At 37.5% G+C, this 17,764-nt stretch carries 15 protein-coding genes; 7 read left to right on the forward strand and 8 right to left on the reverse strand.

Annotated features, from left to right (window positions below; translation table 11 throughout):
• Window positions 1-33: 33 nt before the first annotated feature.
• Window positions 34-1,314 carry a replication-associated recombination protein A gene (locus ACJVDH_RS18980; RefSeq protein ID WP_443944973.1) on the reverse strand — a complete coding sequence of 427 codons (1,281 nt, stop codon included), beginning with the start codon at window positions 1,312-1,314 and terminating at the stop codon, window positions 34-36.
• 130 nt (window positions 1,315-1,444) lie between these two features.
• Between ACJVDH_RS18980 and ACJVDH_RS18985 the strand changes: the two genes are divergently transcribed.
• Entirely contained in the window at window positions 1,445-1,825 is a 381-nt protein-coding gene (locus tag ACJVDH_RS18985) for a VOC family protein (RefSeq protein ID WP_443944974.1), read from the forward strand.
• On the opposite strand, the gene ACJVDH_RS18990 is transcribed toward ACJVDH_RS18985, so the two are convergent.
• Entirely contained in the window at window positions 1,822-3,111 is a 1,290-nt protein-coding gene (locus ACJVDH_RS18990; RefSeq protein ID WP_443944975.1) for an MFS transporter, read from the reverse strand. The genes ACJVDH_RS18985 and ACJVDH_RS18990 overlap by 4 nt on opposite strands.
• 150 nt (window positions 3,112-3,261) lie before the next feature.
• Between ACJVDH_RS18990 and ACJVDH_RS18995 the strand changes: the two genes are divergently transcribed.
• Window positions 3,262-3,993 carry a class I SAM-dependent methyltransferase gene (locus ACJVDH_RS18995; protein WP_443944976.1) on the forward strand — a complete coding sequence of 244 codons (732 nt, stop codon included), beginning with the start codon at window positions 3,262-3,264 and terminating at the stop codon, window positions 3,991-3,993.
• Between the two features lie 44 nt (window positions 3,994-4,037).
• Here the strand turns inward: ACJVDH_RS18995 and ACJVDH_RS19000 are convergent, their stop codons facing one another.
• From ACJVDH_RS19000 to ACJVDH_RS19015, 4 genes are all read right to left on the reverse strand, one after another.
• Window positions 4,038-6,884, reverse strand: coding sequence for a PD-(D/E)XK nuclease family protein (locus ACJVDH_RS19000; protein ID WP_443944977.1), 2,847 nt, complete (start codon window positions 6,882-6,884; stop codon window positions 4,038-4,040).
• Between the two features lie 57 nt (window positions 6,885-6,941).
• Window positions 6,942-10,202 (reverse strand): UvrD-helicase domain-containing protein, encoded by a 3,261-nt coding sequence (locus ACJVDH_RS19005; protein ID WP_443944978.1) that lies wholly within the window; start codon window positions 10,200-10,202, stop codon window positions 6,942-6,944.
• Window positions 10,203-11,866: 1,664 nt separating this feature from the next.
• On the reverse strand, window positions 11,867-12,637 hold the full coding sequence (locus tag ACJVDH_RS19010) for a tRNA threonylcarbamoyladenosine dehydratase (protein ID WP_443944979.1): 771 nt from the start codon (window positions 12,635-12,637) through the stop codon (window positions 11,867-11,869).
• A gap of 57 nt (window positions 12,638-12,694) precedes the next feature.
• Window positions 12,695-13,351: a TatD family hydrolase gene (locus ACJVDH_RS19015; protein WP_443944980.1), complete on the reverse strand. Its 657-nt coding sequence runs from the start codon at window positions 13,349-13,351 to the stop codon at window positions 12,695-12,697.
• A 108-nt stretch (window positions 13,352-13,459) separates the two neighbouring features.
• On the opposite strand from ACJVDH_RS19015, the gene ACJVDH_RS19020 reads away from it, so the two are divergent.
• Window positions 13,460-13,993 carry a thioredoxin family protein gene (locus ACJVDH_RS19020; protein ID WP_443944981.1) on the forward strand — a complete coding sequence of 178 codons (534 nt, stop codon included), beginning with the start codon at window positions 13,460-13,462 and terminating at the stop codon, window positions 13,991-13,993.
• 48 nt (window positions 13,994-14,041) lie between these two features.
• Here the strand turns inward: ACJVDH_RS19020 and ACJVDH_RS19025 are convergent, their stop codons facing one another.
• Window positions 14,042-14,254, reverse strand: coding sequence for a hypothetical protein (locus ACJVDH_RS19025; protein WP_443944982.1), 213 nt, complete (start codon window positions 14,252-14,254; stop codon window positions 14,042-14,044).
• Window positions 14,255-14,440: 186 nt separating this feature from the next.
• Between ACJVDH_RS19025 and ACJVDH_RS19030 the strand changes: the two genes are divergently transcribed.
• The 3 genes from ACJVDH_RS19030 (at window position 14,441) to ACJVDH_RS19040 (ending at window position 15,994) form a co-directional block, all read left to right on the forward strand.
• Entirely contained in the window at window positions 14,441-15,100 is a 660-nt protein-coding gene (locus tag ACJVDH_RS19030; RefSeq protein WP_443944983.1) for an SGNH/GDSL hydrolase family protein, read from the forward strand.
• 164 nt (window positions 15,101-15,264) lie between these two features.
• Window positions 15,265-15,735: a DUF5684 domain-containing protein gene (locus tag ACJVDH_RS19035; RefSeq protein WP_443944984.1), complete on the forward strand. Its 471-nt coding sequence runs from the start codon at window positions 15,265-15,267 to the stop codon at window positions 15,733-15,735.
• Entirely contained in the window at window positions 15,686-15,994 is a 309-nt protein-coding gene (locus ACJVDH_RS19040) for a DUF2752 domain-containing protein (protein ID WP_443944985.1), read from the forward strand. Before ACJVDH_RS19035 ends, ACJVDH_RS19040 begins: the two co-directional genes overlap by 50 nt.
• On the opposite strand, the gene ACJVDH_RS19045 is transcribed toward ACJVDH_RS19040, so the two are convergent.
• Window positions 15,981-16,715, reverse strand: coding sequence for an RDD family protein (locus ACJVDH_RS19045; RefSeq protein ID WP_443944986.1), 735 nt, complete (start codon window positions 16,713-16,715; stop codon window positions 15,981-15,983). The two genes, ACJVDH_RS19040 and ACJVDH_RS19045, sit on opposite strands and share 14 nt — an antisense overlap.
• 95 nt (window positions 16,716-16,810) lie before the next feature.
• Between ACJVDH_RS19045 and ACJVDH_RS19050 the strand changes: the two genes are divergently transcribed.
• Entirely contained in the window at window positions 16,811-17,764 is a 954-nt protein-coding gene (locus ACJVDH_RS19050; RefSeq protein ID WP_443944987.1) for a stage II sporulation protein M, read from the forward strand.

Here is a 17,764-nt window from a genome sequence, read left to right on the forward strand (position 1 = left end):
GTTGTAAGATACGATTTGGCCAGAAAAGTTACACTAATAATTATATTTATCTTTCCAGTTTTGCCTCAGTTTTTCGCGTAGTTTCTCCTCAGCGGCATTTTTGCCCGGATCGTAAAGCTTGGTACCGCTCAATTGATCCGGAAAATATTCCTGAGGAGAAAAGTTCCCTTCATATCCGTGTGAATATTGATAATCTTTACCATAACCAATATTTTTCATCAGCTTGGTTGGTGCATTTCTAATGTGCAACGGGACAGGTAAATCGCCAGTTTGTTTAACTAAAGATTGTGCCTTATTGATCGCCTCATATGCTGCATTGCTTTTTGCAGAACTTGCCAGATAGGTTACACATTGCGATAAAATAATCCGGGCTTCCGGGTAACCAATTACATTTACCGCAGAGAAGCAATTGTTGGCCAGCAATAACGCATTTGGATTGGCATTTCCGATATCTTCCGAAGCTAAAATCAGTAAGCGCCGGGCAATAAAAAGCGGATCTTCTCCACCTTCGATCATCCTGGCCAACCAATACACGGCCGCATTTGGATCGCTGCCGCGAATGGATTTGATGAATGCCGAAATAATATCGTAATGCTGCTCGCCAGCTTTATCGTACATGGCAAGGTTTTGCTGTGCATGCGCCAGCACACTTTCGTTCGATAGTATTACTTTATCCCCACCAATTCCGTTAATTGCAATTTCGAGCACATTAAGCAGTTTACGTGCATCGCCGCCAGACAAACGGATTAAAGCTTCATGCTCTTTGATGGTAATTTGTTTCTGCTGAAGAAGCTGGTCTTTCTTGATGGCGGTATTCAACAAACCAACCAGTTCATCTTCTGTAAGCGATTTTAAAATATACACCTGGCACCTGGATAGTAAAGCGGATATCACTTCGAACGATGGATTTTCTGTAGTTGCACCAATTAAAGTAACCAATCCGCGTTCTACAGCGCCCAGCAAACTATCTTGCTGCGATTTGCTAAAGCGGTGGATTTCATCAATAAATAAAATGGGCATGCCCAAAAAACCATCTTTAAGCTGCGCAGCTTTATCAATCACCTCGCGTACATCTTTAACGCCACTGTTAATCGCGCTTAAATTAAAAAATGGACGATCAAGTGCTTGTGAAATAATGTAGGCTAAAGTTGTTTTACCAACACCGGGCGGCCCCCAAAATATCATTGATGGCAATTGGCTGCTTTCTATTGCTTTTCTTAAAACTGCTCCCTGGCCCACCAAATGTTTCTGTCCAACATATTCATCAAGATTTTGAGGGCGCATTCTTTCTGCTAACGGAGATTGGTTTTGCATAGCGTAAATATATGAAAATTGATTATCTTGGGTTTATCTAAAGCTTCTAACCAGCATTAATACTGCTCATCACAATGTGTAACTGCACCTTAAAACAATTGTGTTATTACACGGTTCTGATTTTACGAATATGGAAATTAAAAACCTCGATCACTTTGTACTTACCGTAGCCAATATTGAAAGTACCTGCAAATTTTACGAAACCGCTTTAGGCATGAAGGTTATTGAATTTGGCGCCGGCCGAAAAGCTTTGCATTTTGGCAACCAAAAAATTAACCTGCATCCATTAGGTAATGAATTTGAGCCAAAAGCTTTTAAACCGATGCCTGGCTCGGCCGATTTGTGTTTTATCACCAACAATACTCTGGCAGAAGTTATTCAGGAACTGAAGAAAAAATGCATTGAAGTTGAAGAAGGACCAATAGAAAGAACAGGAGCAAACGGCCCGATTTCATCGATTTATCTCCGCGATCCGGATATGAATCTGATCGAAATCAGCAATTACCTTTAATCTTCAATTTTAGAGTGGTGCTTGGTGTCTTTCATCGTGGTGTACAAAATCAACGAAATTAGAATACATCCGGTTACGTACCAGTAAAAATAGTTTTCGTGCCCGATATTTTTAAACCAAAGCGCAAAGTACTCTGCTGTTCCGCCGAAAATTGCAACCGTTAATGCATAAGGCAAACCTACACCCAATGCTCTGATTTCTGCCGGAAACAACTCTGCTTTTACCACGGCATTAATGCTGGTATAACCGCTAACAATAATGAGTGCGGCAATCATCATGAAAAAAATTATTGTTGTATTGCTTTCTGCACCTATGCCGCTTAAAATAGGATAAGTGCATAGTGTGCCCAAAATACCAAAACCAATAAGCAAAGGTTTACGACCAATTTTATCAGAAAGCAGCCCGAACACAGGTTGCATAATGGCAAATACAAGCAATGAAATAAAGGACAATGTAGTAGAGGTTTCTTTGCTCAAATGAACGGTATTGACAAGGAATTTCTGCATGTAAGTACTAAAGGTGTAAAAAGCGATGGTACCGCCTAATGTTAAACCAACAACTGTAAAAACCTCTTTTGGATATTGCATTAAAACAGCCATTCCACTTTTTTTATCGTCATTTTCTTTTTTCTTAAAAGCAGAAGTTTCATCGATATGCCTGCGCAGATATAAAGCAATAAAAGACAATGCTGCACCGATAAAAAACGGAATCCGCCAGCCCCAGGTATGCAATTGTTCTGGCGTAAGCAGCCAATTCTGTAAAATTAACTGAATACCTAAAGCCAACAATTGGCCGCCAATTAAGGTTACGTATTGGAAGCTGGAATAAAAACCACGGTGTTTTTTGGTAGCCATTTCGCTGAGGTAAGTCGCTGATGTGCCATACTCGCCACCGGTGCTCAAACCCTGAATCAGACGTGCTAAAACCAACAACAGTGGCGCAGCAATTCCGATTGTACGGTAACCAGGCGTTGATCCGATAATGAGCGAACCGATTGCCATAATTAAAACCGAAAGTGTCATCGATTTTTTTCTACCCATTTTATCGGCAATACTGCCAAACAACCAACCACCAATCGGGCGCATTAAAAAACCAACGGCAAATATCCCTGCAGTGTTTAAAAGCTGTGCAGTAGGATTGCTGTCTGGAAAAAACACTGGAGAAAAATAAAGCGAAAACGCAGAATAGGTATACCAATCGTACCATTCTACTAAATTTCCAATTGAACCGCCAAAAATAGATTTTAAGCGGTATTCCATATCTTTAACATTATCTGTTTTATGCATATTAATTCAGTATAGAAATATAAATGAGCGTATGGAATTGGATGAAAACGGGTGTGTAAATCAAAAATAACATTAATTTAGCAACCTTGAACTGAATCGCTTCGCGAGAACCAAATCGCGCCATTATTGTTACTTTATAAATTTAATTTTATGAAAGATAATTTTTCTACACAAGCGGCAGAATATGCCATTTACAGGCCAACGTACCCAAAAGAGTTATACGATTATCTTTTTTCATTGGTTAACAATTTTAATGCAGCCTGGGATTGTGCAACCGGAAACGGACAGGTTGCCAGAGTTCTTGCCGAAAATTTTAACCAGGTTTACGCAACAGACATTAGCGAAAAACAACTCAGTCAGGCGTTAAAACTGCCAAACATTACCTATAAAGTAGAATCATCTGAAAAAGCAAACGTGCCAAATTCAAGCTTCGATTTAATTACTGTTGCGCAGGCGATTCATTGGTTTAATTTTGAAGCGTTTTATGCCGAAGTAAAGCGCACGCTTAAACCTGACGGCATTTTTGCTGTGCTGGGTTATGGAGTAATGACAATTGATCACGATGTTGATTTGGTGGTTCATAAATTATATGAAACCATTTTAGGCAAATACTGGGATGCCGAGCGCCGGTATATTGAAGAAAAATACCAAACCATCCCATTTCCTTTCGAAGAAATTAATGCACCACACTTCGATATTAAAACAACGTGGAATTTTGACCAACTGATTGGTTATCTCAATACCTGGTCTTCATTGCAACATTATAAAAAAACAAATGACCGCAACCCGCTTGAATATGTTATGATCGAGTTGAAGGAAGCTTGGGGAAATGCCGCACAAAAAGACGTTCAGTTTCCAATTTTAATCCGTATTGGGCGATAATTTGATTCCGGAAAATACACATTTGATTTCCCGGAAACACGCCTTTATACGCCGAAAAGCGTTTTGTAAATAGAATATTTATAGTTATCTGCTACGGCACTCACATTAAAAAACTCTGCTTCGAAAAGTTCGGTGAGTTTACTTTGCAGGGCAGCCAGAAACTGCGGTTTAATTTCTTCCAGGTAAGCACCGTTTAAAGTTTGCCTGCCAGACTTAAACCAAACACCTTCCGCACTCATGGTTTTTACCACGTACAAATTGGGTTCTACTTCTTTCTTGCCAGAAAACTGTTCAAAAGCATAAGTATACATCAGCGTTTGCACCAAAGCTTTATTGATGTGTTTGCCATCGGTATTAAAAAGTTCCTCAACATTTTTAAAAGTGAGCACATCACTTCCGGTTTTATAATCTACAATTCTGGTTACGCCATCTTTTTCATCAACACGATCAATCAAACCAAAAAGATTAATACTTTCCATACGGCCATAAACCGGAAAGCGAATTTCTGCGGTAATTTTTTGTTCTAAACTGAGCAATTTAAACGGCACCTGACTTTCATCCTGCTTCAGAATGATATCTGCATATGCATCTACAATGGCTAGAATTACCTGTTGCATCCCTGTAAATTCGGGCACTTTAGCTTCGTTATTAAACATCACTGCGGCGTATGCTTTTTGAATCATTGCCGGAATTTTCTTCCGTTCTGCCTGGATAAAATCCAGCTCAACTATTTTTCCTACACAATCTTCATAAAAATACTCCATCACTTTGTGCAAAATTGACCCTACCTGATTGGCTTCTATTACTGCAGAAACTTCTTCCGGCTCGCGGATGTCAGCAATGTAGCGAAAGAAAAAATCTATTGGATTGGAGAGATACTGCGTAAATGCCGAAGGGGATAAAGACCGTTCTTTGCGCAGGTATTTTTGCAATGCGTTTTGTATAAAAGGCTGTTTTTTGCTGATCTGAATATTTGGAGATTGCTCGGTTTTTACTTCTAGCGAAAGATCAAATTCTTGCACTTCAAACCGGCTTTCATACTGCAGTTGCTTAAAAATACGGCTTACTTCGCCAGATGTAGATTCATCTGTCAAGCTGTTGTACACAAAACTGATTTGTTTTGCGCGCTGCAATAAACGATAAACCATATAAGAAGAAATGGCGTCTTGATTCTCCAGCACCGGCAAGCCATATACACGTCTTAAACTATCTGGAATAAAGCTGTTGCCGATATTTGTTTTGGGAACAATGCCTTCATTGAAACCCAGAAATACAATTTTATCAAAATTCAGATTGCGGCTTTCCAGTAAACCCATCAATTGAATCCCGCTGAGCGGATCGCCAGAAAGTGGAACAGCAATTCCTTGCAACGCTTTTTGTACAAGTGAAATGACAAAAGCACGTTCTTCATTTATGATGTATTTGCCTACAGTATCCTGAAGCCGATTTAATTCTTGTATTGTTTTTACAAATAGTTCTGCATCAATTTTCTTCAACTGTTTGGCAGTCGACAAACGATTCAATACGGAATGTAAAACTTCCAGCAGCCGAACTGTGAGTTGATTTGGTTCTGTAATTTCCTGGAAAAACAATTCAAAAATGCCTTTCTGATTAATTAAACGTGTTACATCTACCGTATTAATCTTTTCATTAAGCAAAGCAGATTGAATTTTATCGCGCATTTTCTGACTGATTCCTGTGAGTGGATGTGTCAAAAATGCTTCGAGATTCTGATAACTGATTTGCCGGTTATGAAGAATTTCCAATTGTGTAGACAACCACAAATCTGCCAAACCAAATACTGCCGAACTTCCAAGTGGATAACCCATTGTAACATTCAGATCTATTGTTTTTCCAGAAATTGCAGTTGGAATGGTTTGGAGTGCAGGAATCAGCAAAGATTCATCTGCCAGAATTACTGCTGTAGACGAAATGCCTTCTGTTTTCTGATAGTCATCTGCCAGAATATGATTGAGAATTTTTGCCTGCGCCGATTGCCCTTGCACTTTGTACAAGTTAAGCTGATGTTTTTCGGCATCAAACATATTCGCCGCGTTAAATTCATTTTTCAACTGCAACTGGTTCAGGTTTCTTCTTAAGAACAAACCGGCTTCTTGCAAATCGTCATTCAGGTAATATGCATCAGCATCAAAATAGAAAATCGCTTTTTGCAAGTCCTGTAAACGTGTAAATATTTTCGCTTCCGATTTGCTGAGTGCATTAAAACCAACGAAAGCGATTTTCCCTTTAAAACTATTTATAAATGGATTTTGCTGAAGATCTGCTTCTGCCAGCTGGCGATATGCGCCACCACTGGTAATATGTTTTTGCGCCCGCAATGCTTCATGAAACTTATGATACAGTTTCGGCATGCGGCGCCACATTTTAATAAATAACTCTTGCTGCTTTTTGTGTTTGCCTTCTGCATACGATTGCCAGAACTGCTGCAAAAAAGCGTATTGCTCTGCACTCAGATAATCAAATTCTTTATTGATGATGGCAATATCTTCAAGTTCCTGATACAGTAAATTTGCATCGACCAAATCGGCATCAATCTGGTTAAAATCACTCAAGATAATTTTCGCCAGCGGAAAAAATTTATGGCTTTTAAGCGGTTGCAAATTTTCTTCCTTCAATAAATCATTATACACTTGGAAAAGCGTATAAAACTGGCGGTAAAAATCGGCATTTTTATAACTTCCGGCTTCAGCAAAAAACTCTTGTACGGTAAAAAAAGCCGGACTAAAAAAAGGTTTTTTAAAAATTTCGGCGAGGTATTTTTGCAGGTACGCAGCTGGTCTTTTATTGTTAAATACAATGGCACAATGCTGTAAACCGTTTCCAAACTTTGCAACCAAATCTGCGGCAACTTCTTCTAAAAAAGGTTTCATATTACAGCGTAGAGTTTATAGAGGTGAAACGGCTTTACTAATTTTATTATTCTGCTTTTATACATGTTTCAATTCTCCTTTAAGCGCATAAAAAAGGTAAGATTTTATGCTGTTATATCCCATATCTGTTAGCAGATTTTTGTAGGTCAAAATCTGCTCTATATGCTTGTCTGTTTGCTCTATTGTAAATTTATAATCGAGGATAATGATTTCATTTTCATGAATTAAAATCCGATCTGGCCGATGTATTTTCCCTTCGGCATCGATAATATTTTTTTCGGTGATGCTTTCTGTCGCAGCGGCTAAAAGTTGTGTCAAATCCGGATGATTCAATACTTTCATTGCCGATGTTTTCAATTCCGGAAGTTCGTCTTCCAAAATATCGCCTTGCGAAAGTAAATCGAGCAGATAACTGTCTACTTCCTTTTCGTTACTTACATTAGCCAGAACATCGTGCAGAATACTTCCTTTTCGTCCCGATTGTTCAATGTTCAAAATGTGTTTCAAATGGCGCTCCTGCGTTTCTACATACAATTCTGATAAGCGTTCTGTTGTTGGAAATTCACTCAACGAAATATGATTTCCTTCTGCATTGTCTTTTTTCCCTTCTACATATTCATCAATCTCATACCGATTGGTTTGCGCAAATTCGCTTGGATAAACTTTTCCTTCTGCTTCTACAGGTTCTGCAAATGCGGTAAAATCATCTAAAACTAAGGCCAGCGCATCTCCAACGTTGCTTAAACTTGGCTTTGCTTTGCCCATCAAGCCCATATAAATATAATCTTTGGCCCGTGTTGTGGCTACATACATCTCATTCAAAGCGTCCAGATTACTGTATAAAGTTTCTTCAAAATAAGCTTTTGCCACGGCAGAATCCGCAAGATGTTCTGAATATTTAAGCGGAATATCAACCAAATCTTTATACATGGTTTGCTGTGCTGAAACCCAGAATATAGAGTTTGGACGTGTTTTCAGGTTCCAATCGCAAAAAGGAATAAACACCGCCCGGAAGGCCAATCCTTTTGATTTATGAATCGTAATGACTTGTATTGCGTCTGTTCCTTCTGGTGAGGGCAAAGATTTTTTTATACCTTCTTCTTCCCACCAATTTAAAAAGTTTACAATTCCTTTTTCGCCAAAGCGACCGGCGTTTGCTGTTAAATCTCTAAATGCCAATAAATATGGAATGTGTGCGGTTTTTTGTTTCAAACCATAACTTCCAATCAGCGTTTCTACCAATTCTGGTAAAGGCAACTGTAGCCAATGTTGCCAGTTGTTGCATAAATCTGCCGGAAGTATTGCCGCCAAACTTTGAAGTGGCCGGTTTTTAAGGTTCTGATATACTTCAGGTTCTGGCGTTTCCCCTTTCACAAAGTGATAAAGTGCAATGCAATTGGCTTTGTAAAGCGCGTTTTGAGCATCTAAACCAACAAATGCTTTTAGTGTATTAATGATTAATTTGATGCATGAATTGTTTGAAATTAAAAGTGCATCGCCAGAGATTACTTCAATTTCTGCTTCCATAAGTTTTTTCACCACGCGCAAGGCATCGTTATTGGAACGTACCAAAACGGCTATGTCTCTTTGTGCATACGCTTTATTCTCTTTCAGGAAACGAATTTCCTGAACCATATCATCCAAAGCCACATCTCTGAAAGTTGTTTCAGTAAATCGCTCGGCATCGCTATCTTCTTTTACGAATTTTTTGATTTTAATTACACCGCCCTTCGCCGTTTTTAAAGCTAAATTTTGTGTCGCACCACTGTATATTTTGGTAATGATATCATCAAACTGATTTTCTGTCCACCACTCAACAACGTCTTGCGAGCGTCCATCAACACTTTCATTTAAACTCTTTTGTATTTTTGCCGAAATACTCGCGTACAACGCATTATTAAACTGAATGATATTTGCTGCACTGCGGTAGTTTTCTCCTAAACTATCTTCTACAACATTTTCTACACCAACGTCAGCTTTTGCCTGTCTGTGCAGAATATTCCAATCGCCGTTTCTCCATCTGTAAATAGATTGTTTAGTATCGCCAACAATTAAATTATCAATAAACTGACCGCCAGAAGACGCCATTGCATTGGTAAGCAACGATTTAAAACTTCCCCACTGACTTACTGAGGTATCCTGAAATTCATCGAAAAGAAAATTGCGGTAGCGGTTGCCAACTTTTTCCCATATAAATGAAGGGTTTTCGCCAGCATCACTGGTTATTCCTGAAATCAGTTTCTGCGCATCGCTGATCAGTAAATTCTCATTTTCTGATCGATAAATGGTTAACAAACTGGCAATTTCTTGCATTAACCTTAAATAATACAGGTTTTTATTAAATGCGAGTGCCAGCGCATATGTTGGAAGTTTGGTTACGTATTCGGTTTGTAAAGCGGAGAGTTTAGCGTTTAAAGCCTGAAAAAAATCTGGCGCATTGAAATTCTTCGCGAACCAATCGTCTGGCTGATCGATAAACTTGAAAACACTTTCAAGTTTCGAAAAATCTCCGCCAGCAACATGTTGCAATTTTAACAAACCATTTCTGGATTTTCCTTTCAGCTGATCGCTTGTAATGGCAAAATCATCGAACAGCTGATAACTTTCTGCCGCCATTTTCGCAATCTGTTCTTCGAACGTTTTAACTTCTACTTTCGTTAATCGGATGTAGTTTTTAAATAATTCGTCGATATTATCTGCGCCTAACTGATTAACCGCTTGCTCGAAAACCTGAAACCGTTCCTTAAAAATCTCGCCAATAAGGTTGTAAAGTTCGCTTTTATAGTTCCAGCTTTTATTGTCGCTAATGCGCTCAATTGCCAGATCAATAATCCATTGAAGAAGTTGCTTGTTGTGGTTAAGGGATTCATCGAGTTTTTCGACAAGATCATCCTTCACCTTATCGTAATTCATTTCGAGGTTGTAATCGGCATTCAAGCCAAGTTCAAAAGCGAAACCACGAATTACCTTTTGCACAAAACCATCAATGGTACTAATGGAAAAACGACTGTAATCGTGCAGAATTCTACGATAAATTTTATCTGCTTTGAGTTTTAAGGTTTCGGGTGTTAAATCCGGATGTTCCTTTAAAACCAAAGCGCGATAATCGTCTACTTTTTCAGCGCCAGTTGCAAAACCCTGAAGTACTTCTAGTATTCGGGTTTTCATTTCCTCTGTTGCCTTATTGGTAAAGGTAACGGCAAGAATTTCCCTGTATTTGCCTTCGCTGCTTAACAACAAGGTAAGATAGTGAGCGGTGAGGCTGAAGGTTTTACCTGATCCGGCTGACGCTTGAAGTATTTTTAAAGGCTTTGGCATAGTAATATCCTGGAATTTTCACGTGTTTTTCGAAAGAAATTTGTTGCTCAATTGCTCCGAATTTACAAACATAAGCGTAATCATTGCACGCGAAACAAAAAAATGGAGAATTTTATGGCTGCTATCAACCAAGAAACAAGCTAGCTGATTTTGAAATTGGCATTCTACAAAAAATACCATATAGACATATAGAGCTCGCAAACGGCAAAAACTATATGTCTATATGGTAAAAAATTAATTTTAATGCAATGTGGCCTCGTTATTTTTGGATATACTTTGCTACTTCTTAAACCATTAAGCCTAAAAAGTAACCATATGGACATATCGAACTCGCAAAGGCCAAAAACTATATGTCAATATGGTAAAAAATTAATTTTAATGCAATGTGGCCTCGTTATTTTTAGATATACGTTGCTACTTCTTAAACCATTAAGCCTTAAAAAACAACCATATAGACATATAGAGCTTCGCAAACGGCAAAAACTATATGTCTATATGGTAAAGTTAATTTTAATGCAATGTGCCTCTTTTGTTCTAAACATATTTTAATAGTTATCAAACCATTAAGCTTCAAAAAGTAACCATATAGACATATAGAAAATATAGAACTCCGCAAACGGCAAAAACTATATGTCTATATGGTAAAAAATTAATTTTAATGCAATGTGGCTTCGTTATTTTTAGATATACTTTGCTACTTCTTAAAACCATTAAGCTTCAAAAAGTAACCATATAGACATATAGAAAACATAGAGCTTGCAAACCGCAAAAACTATATGTCTATATGGTAAAAAAACAAATTTTAATGCAATGTGGCCTCGTTATTTTTAGATATACGTTGCTACTTCTTAAACCATTAAGCCTTAAAAAACAACCATATAGACATATAGAGCTTCGCAAACGGCAAAAACTATATGTCTATATGATAAAAAATTAATTTTAATGCAACGTGCCTCTTTTGTTCTGAACATATTTTACTAGTTATCAAACCATTAAGCTTCAAAAAGTAACCATATAGACATATAGAAAAAATAGAGCTCGCAAACGGCAAAAACTATATGTCTATATGGTAAAAAATTAATTTTAATGCAATGTGGCCTCGTTATTTTTGGATATACTTTACTACTTCTTAAAACCATTAAGCCTTAAAAAGTAACCATATAGACATATAGAAAACATAGAGCTCGCAAAACGCAAAAACTATATGTCTATATGGTAAAAAATAATTTTAATGCAACGTGCCTCTTTTGTTCTGAACATATTTTACTAGTTATCAAACCATTAAGCTTCAAAGTAACCATATAGACATATAGAGCTTGCAAACGGCAAAAACTATATGTCTATATGGTAAAAAATTAATTTTAATGCAACGTGCCTCTTTTGTTCTGAACATATTTTACTAGTTATCAAACCCTTAAGCTTCAAAAAGTAATCATATAGACATATAGAAAACATAGAATCAGCAAACCGCAAAAGTTATATGTCTATGTGGTAAAAAACTAATTTTAATGCAATGTGGCATCTTTATTTTTGGACATACTTTGCTACATCTTAAATATTAAGCCTTAAAGAGTAACCATATAGACATATAGAAAATATAGACCTGCAAAAGCGCTCAACTATTTATCCATATAATGATAAAATCATGCTTACAGGTTAAATTACTATTTTTTCTTTTTTCTTATTCTGGTTGGTCTTTTTTCCATTTCGTATTTGATGCCCAATAAATCTCTGATGACAACTGAAGCACAAGCGCCGCCAAATGCTGCCGGAAGATAAGAAACAGTGCCATAAGCAGAACGTTTGAAATTGCTGCCGTCAGTTAAAATTAACGATTCTCTGTTTACTCCCTCCGTAGAGAAAACGGCTTTTACTTGATCCACGTTTGGAAGCTTATTTAATCTTTTGCGAACATAACTCGCAAACACGCACTGATACGTATCTGGCAAATAGGTAATCCTTAATTTTGTGGGATCAACTTTACCACCTGCGCCCATAGAACTTACAATCGGAATGTTTTTTTCTAAAGCGGTAGAAAGCAATGTAATTTTCGGCATTACGCTATCTATACAATCCATCACATAATCAAACCGGGCTTCTAAAATTTCACGGCATTTTTCAGGTGTGAGAAATGAATTTACCACATGCAGTTTAAGATCCGGATTTATAGCCAAAAGTCTTTCTTGCATAATAGCAGCCTTGCTTACACCATGATTGATTGCCAACGCAGGTAACTGGCGGTTTCTGTTTGAAGGATCAACAACATCGCCATCTACAATGGTCATTTCGCCAATTCCGGAGCGACAAATAAATTCGGCCGCGAAAGAACCCACGCCACCTAAACCAATAACCAAAACATGCTTGGTTTGTAACAACTGAATCCCTTCATCGCCTACGAGTAAGGCAGACCGGGAAAGCCAAGAAACATCTGACATATTTTATTTTCTTATGATTTATTGCCCGGACATCAATTTATCTTGAGACATAAATCGTTATTCAATTATTTTCAATTTTTTCCAGTTTGCAAAAATAAGTGCTTTTAACTCATTAATGGTGCAGTTTCTCAAATTTGCAGTTTGTATATAAATCTCTTTGATCGAAATTTCTGAATCATCCGTTTCCAGAAAAAATAAATCCAGTTGCTGTACAAGTTTTGCCGCAGCACTATTCTCTTTAAAAACTGCTGCTCCTAAAGAAATATGAAATCCATTGTCAATCAGTTGCTGTGCCAATAGTTCATTTTTTGTAAAGCCATGAATAATCAGCGGAACAGTTGGCTCAAGCTGTTTTTTAATGGCAATCAATTCTGAAAAAGCACGAACGCAATGCAGAATTACTGGTTTATGCAATTCTTCAGCAAGTAAAATTTGTTTCTTCAAAATACTGATTTGCTCTGGTAAAGGATTTCCTTTTAAACGATCTAACCCGCATTCGCCAATCATTTTAATGCAATCTTGTTTTGAAAGTTCAGCAAGTACACGCATATTTTCCTCTACATTCAGATTGTCTGTATACCAAGGATGTAAACCGATAGAAATCGATTTTCCATCTTTAGAAACATCAAAATCATGGCCTAAAGAAAAACTCCGAATGGCCAAAACGTTATTCTCTTGCTCAGACCGATGAGTATGAATATCTAAAAACTGCACCAGAAATTTGATTTAGTAATGGATCAACATGTATTAATTCTGTAAATATGGGCATTATAGCCTATTCATTTAGTAGACTTTATTACATTTGTGCTTAATTTATTTACAATGAGAAAGATATTTGTTTTATTGGCTGCAGTTTTACTTTCTGTCGCTGCATTTGCTCAATCTAAACCTGCAGGTGTCCACATCTATAATCCTCAGGCTGATGCCAAAGCAGACCTGGCAAAAGCTGTTGCTAAAGCCGCGAAAGAAAACAAACATGTTTTGGTGCAAGTTGGCGGAAACTGGTGTAGTTGGTGTATTGCCTTCCATAACCTGGTAGACAGCACTACAACATTGAAAAATTACATCAATGAAAATTTCGAAACCGTATTGGTCAATTACAGTCCGGAGAATAAAAATGAAGGCGCACTTGCCAGTTTAGGTTATCCGCAACGTTTTGGGTTTCCAGTATTTGTCATTTTAGACGGAAAAGGTAAGGTGTTACACATCGAAAATTCTGCCTATCTGGAAACAGAAGAAGTGGCCGCAAATGGAAAGAAAAAAGTTGGACACGATGTGAAAAAAATTACATCGTTTTTAAAAGGATGGACAATCGCTGCTGTTAATCCACATACCTACGCTGCCAAAGCAAAATAATTTAAGAAAAAATTTAACGTCCGTACGTGCTCCGTACGGACGTTTGTATTAATTGTCCAGATCATCATCTGCTGCATCCAAATCCTCTACGTTTAATTCGTAAGATGGGCGCGAGGCTTCATCGGCCTGCTCAAGATGTTCCTTATCGTACTCAATGCTGGAATCATCTCCAGAAATTTCATTTATATTTTCCACATCATCTTCTCTGCGTAAAGCATCATTTGGATCATTGGAATAATCGTTTTCTATTGGATCTATCATAACCTGTCATTTTATATAATAATGGTTTTTGACCGAGAATTGTTTTCAGATGCTCAAAATATCCATTGTCAATTCTTAAAAACATTCAGAAACCAGCACGGCCGCATCTACGTAAATTCCGTTATGAAACTTTTAGCCTGCATTTTATTTTCTTTAGTAACTTCGGCGTGTACAAAAAATGCCGAAATGACTGAAAACCCCTCACTTAAACCAGATTCGATTGTTCAAAACTCTACATCAGCGCACAGCTACTTGGCTTTGGGCGATTCTTATACTATTGGAGAAAGTGTTCCGCAGGCTTCGTCGTTTCCATTTCAGCTGAAAAATTTACTTAACTATGCAAATAAATCAGTTGCTGATCCTAAAATTATTGCAACTACCGGTTGGACAACAGATGAACTTCAAAAAGCGATTGTACAGGCAAAAATTAATCAGAAGTTTGATTTTGTAACCTTGTTAATCGGTGTAAACAACCAATACCGTGGTTATCCGATAGAAACTTATAAAAAGGAATTTTCAGAATTGTTGCAAACCGCGATTGCATTTGCCAACGGCGATAAAACCCATGTTTTCGTGGTATCTATTCCCGACTGGGGCGCAACACCATTCGGGCATCAGGGGGCAAAAACGCCACAAACCATTGCTGCAGAAATTGATGCTTTTAACGCAGCCAACAAAGAAATTACGCTTGCTGCAGGTGTGAGTTATACCGATATTACGCCAGAATCAAGAAAAGCCGAAACAGACCTAAGTCTGGTTGCTGGCGACGGTTTGCACCCTAGCGCCAAAATGTATGCTGATTGGGCAAATGCATTGTTGCCTAAAGTTTCTGTTGCACTAAAATAATTTCATTATCAAGTAGTTAGTATTGCCAGTTTTTTATAATTTTAGCTTAATCAATATCTAATTTAACTAAAACTAAGGAAAACAGTGCGAATTACGAATCTGCCGGCGGCGGATTTCTGGCGGCCTTTTTAGGCGCTTATTTTGTATTTATCTTAATCATTGCAGTGATCTCGGTTGCCGGGATGTGGAAGACGTTTAAGAAAGCCGGAAAACCGGGCTGGGCTGCGCTAATTCCAATTTACAATACGATCATTTTGCTCGAAATTGTGGGCAAACCTATGATCTGGATTTTATGGCTCATTATACCTTGTGTAAATGTTGTTTTTGGTATTTGGCTGATTAATCTGGTGAGTAAAAGTTTTGGAAAATCTGAAGGTTTCACTATCGGCCTGGTGATATTCCCTTATATTTTCTGGCCAATTTTGGGCTTCAGTTCAGCTGCTTATTTAGGTCCGTCTGCTGAAGAAGCAAAAAATACTTCAGTACAAATCCATTTAACAGACCGAATGATCCTTTCAATAATCCAAATGATACCTCGCACATTGTGTAATGCAAAAAAGTGCAATCCTCGTATTTTGCAGTACAATGTCTTTTGTACATTGGCTGCAAAATCACTTAATTCCTTGTCCGTTTAAATGGCTAACAACTCTTGATTGTCCGGGTTGTGGTTTTCAACGGTCATTTTTGGCTTTAGTTGCCGGTGATTTGAGTACAAGCTTTAGGATTTATCCGCCGCTTATTCCATTGCTTTGTTTATTTACGTATTCCGCATTAAGGGTGTTAATCTCTTTCCCGAAACAAGATTTTGTTTTCAAAATAATGGTGTTAGTTGTAGGAAATCTGATTCTCCTCAATTATATGATAAAGATGATAACTTTATTTAATCGGCCTTAGAAGTAATGTGATTATAATCTTTTAACACGGTTTCTAAAAAAGCCAATTCATGCATTCCGGCAGGCAAAACAGCATTAATCAAAGTTTTTACTTTCGCTGCAGCCTGGAAAATTATATCGTGATTTCCGGTTTTATGATAGGTATTCAAAACTTCATGTATCAACTCTGCATCCCGATCGGAGAGGTTTTGTACATGTTCGAAAATAGGTGTATAATCTTCAACATTCGGATGAAACGCAATGTGTGCGAGTTCTGTTTGAGGTTGCGTTTTTATCAAGGTTGTTCCGGCAACCAGATCGCCAATTCGTTGTTTATTTTCTGTAACGGCAACACAGATTAAGCCGCCAACCCATCCCGTTAGGGTAAAATCTACAATTCTGAATAGCCAACGGATAAAATACTGACCCAAACTTGCCTGCGAACCATCTAAACTTATGACCTTTATTTTTAGAATCCTTTTTCCAATGCTTTGTCCATTCATAAAAATTTCGCAAATCAGATCATAAAATACATAACCCGCACCGTAAATTACCATTACAACTACAAAAGTAATTTCAGCAGAATTCATAAGTCCCATAAATCCAAAACCAATCATTAAAAGAATAATGAGGATGAGAAACAAGCCAAAATCAATTAATCTGGCCGCAACCCGTTCACCGAGTCCGGCAACAGGATAATCAATTTCAATATGTTGAGTGGTATTTACTTTTACGGTTTCCATGCACACCAAATATAAAAGATGCATTGTGATTTTTATTGGCCAATCAAAATTTTGTTTCTATTTTAACTGAAATTTTAGTCGGTTAAAACTAATCTATGAGAGAAGCGCTGTTTGTTAAACAAAATTCAGAAAAATGGAAAGGATATGAATCCTTGCAAACCAGCAATCCGGATGAATTGGCACAGCGTTTTATTGATATTACGAACGATCTGGCTTACGCCAAAACATTTTATCCAAAATCAACAACAACAGCTTATCTAAATGGAATTGCGTCGGTTCTACACCAGGCCATTTACAAAAATAAAAAAGAGGAAAAAGGCCGTTTTTTAAAATTCTGGAAATATGAACTTCCATTAAAATTTTATCAGCATCGTTTTTCCTTACTCTGGTCTTTTGTATTTTTTGTAATTGCAATGGCTATCGGAATACTTTCTGCAAAATATGATAGTTCTTTCCTTCGCATTTTCTTCGGCAACAGCTACATCAACATGACCAATGAAAATATTGCCAAAGGCGATCCTTTTGGCGTCTACAAACAACAGGGAGAGCTGATGATGTTTTTTGAAATTGCAACAAATAACATTTGGGTAATGCTGCTGATGATTATCAGTGGAATATTTGTTTCTATTGGCCCTGTTTTTTTTCTTCTGAGAACCGGAATTATGATTGGCGCTTTTGAATATTTCTTTTTTAGCAAGGGCCTTGGTGCGCAATCTATTCTGGTAATTTGGATACATGGCACTTTAGAAATTGCCTGTGCAGTAATTGCCGGCGGCGCGGGTTTAGTATTGGGAAACGGGATTCTTTTTCCAAAAACCTATAGCCGTATGCAGGCTTTTAAACAGAATGCAAAAGATGCAACGAAGATTGCTTTGGGCATTACGCCTATAATTTTACTGGCTGCCTTTTTTGAAAGTTTTGTCACCAGACATACAGAAATGCCTTTATACCTAAGCTTGATAATTTTAATTGCTTCGCTTGGCTTTATGATCTGGTATGTCATTATTTTACCTTACCAACTATTTAAACGTACTCAATTCCCTATTTAA

Source organism: Pedobacter terrestris (assembly GCF_052343045.1).
Classification (GTDB): domain Bacteria; phylum Bacteroidota; class Bacteroidia; order Sphingobacteriales; family Sphingobacteriaceae; genus Pedobacter.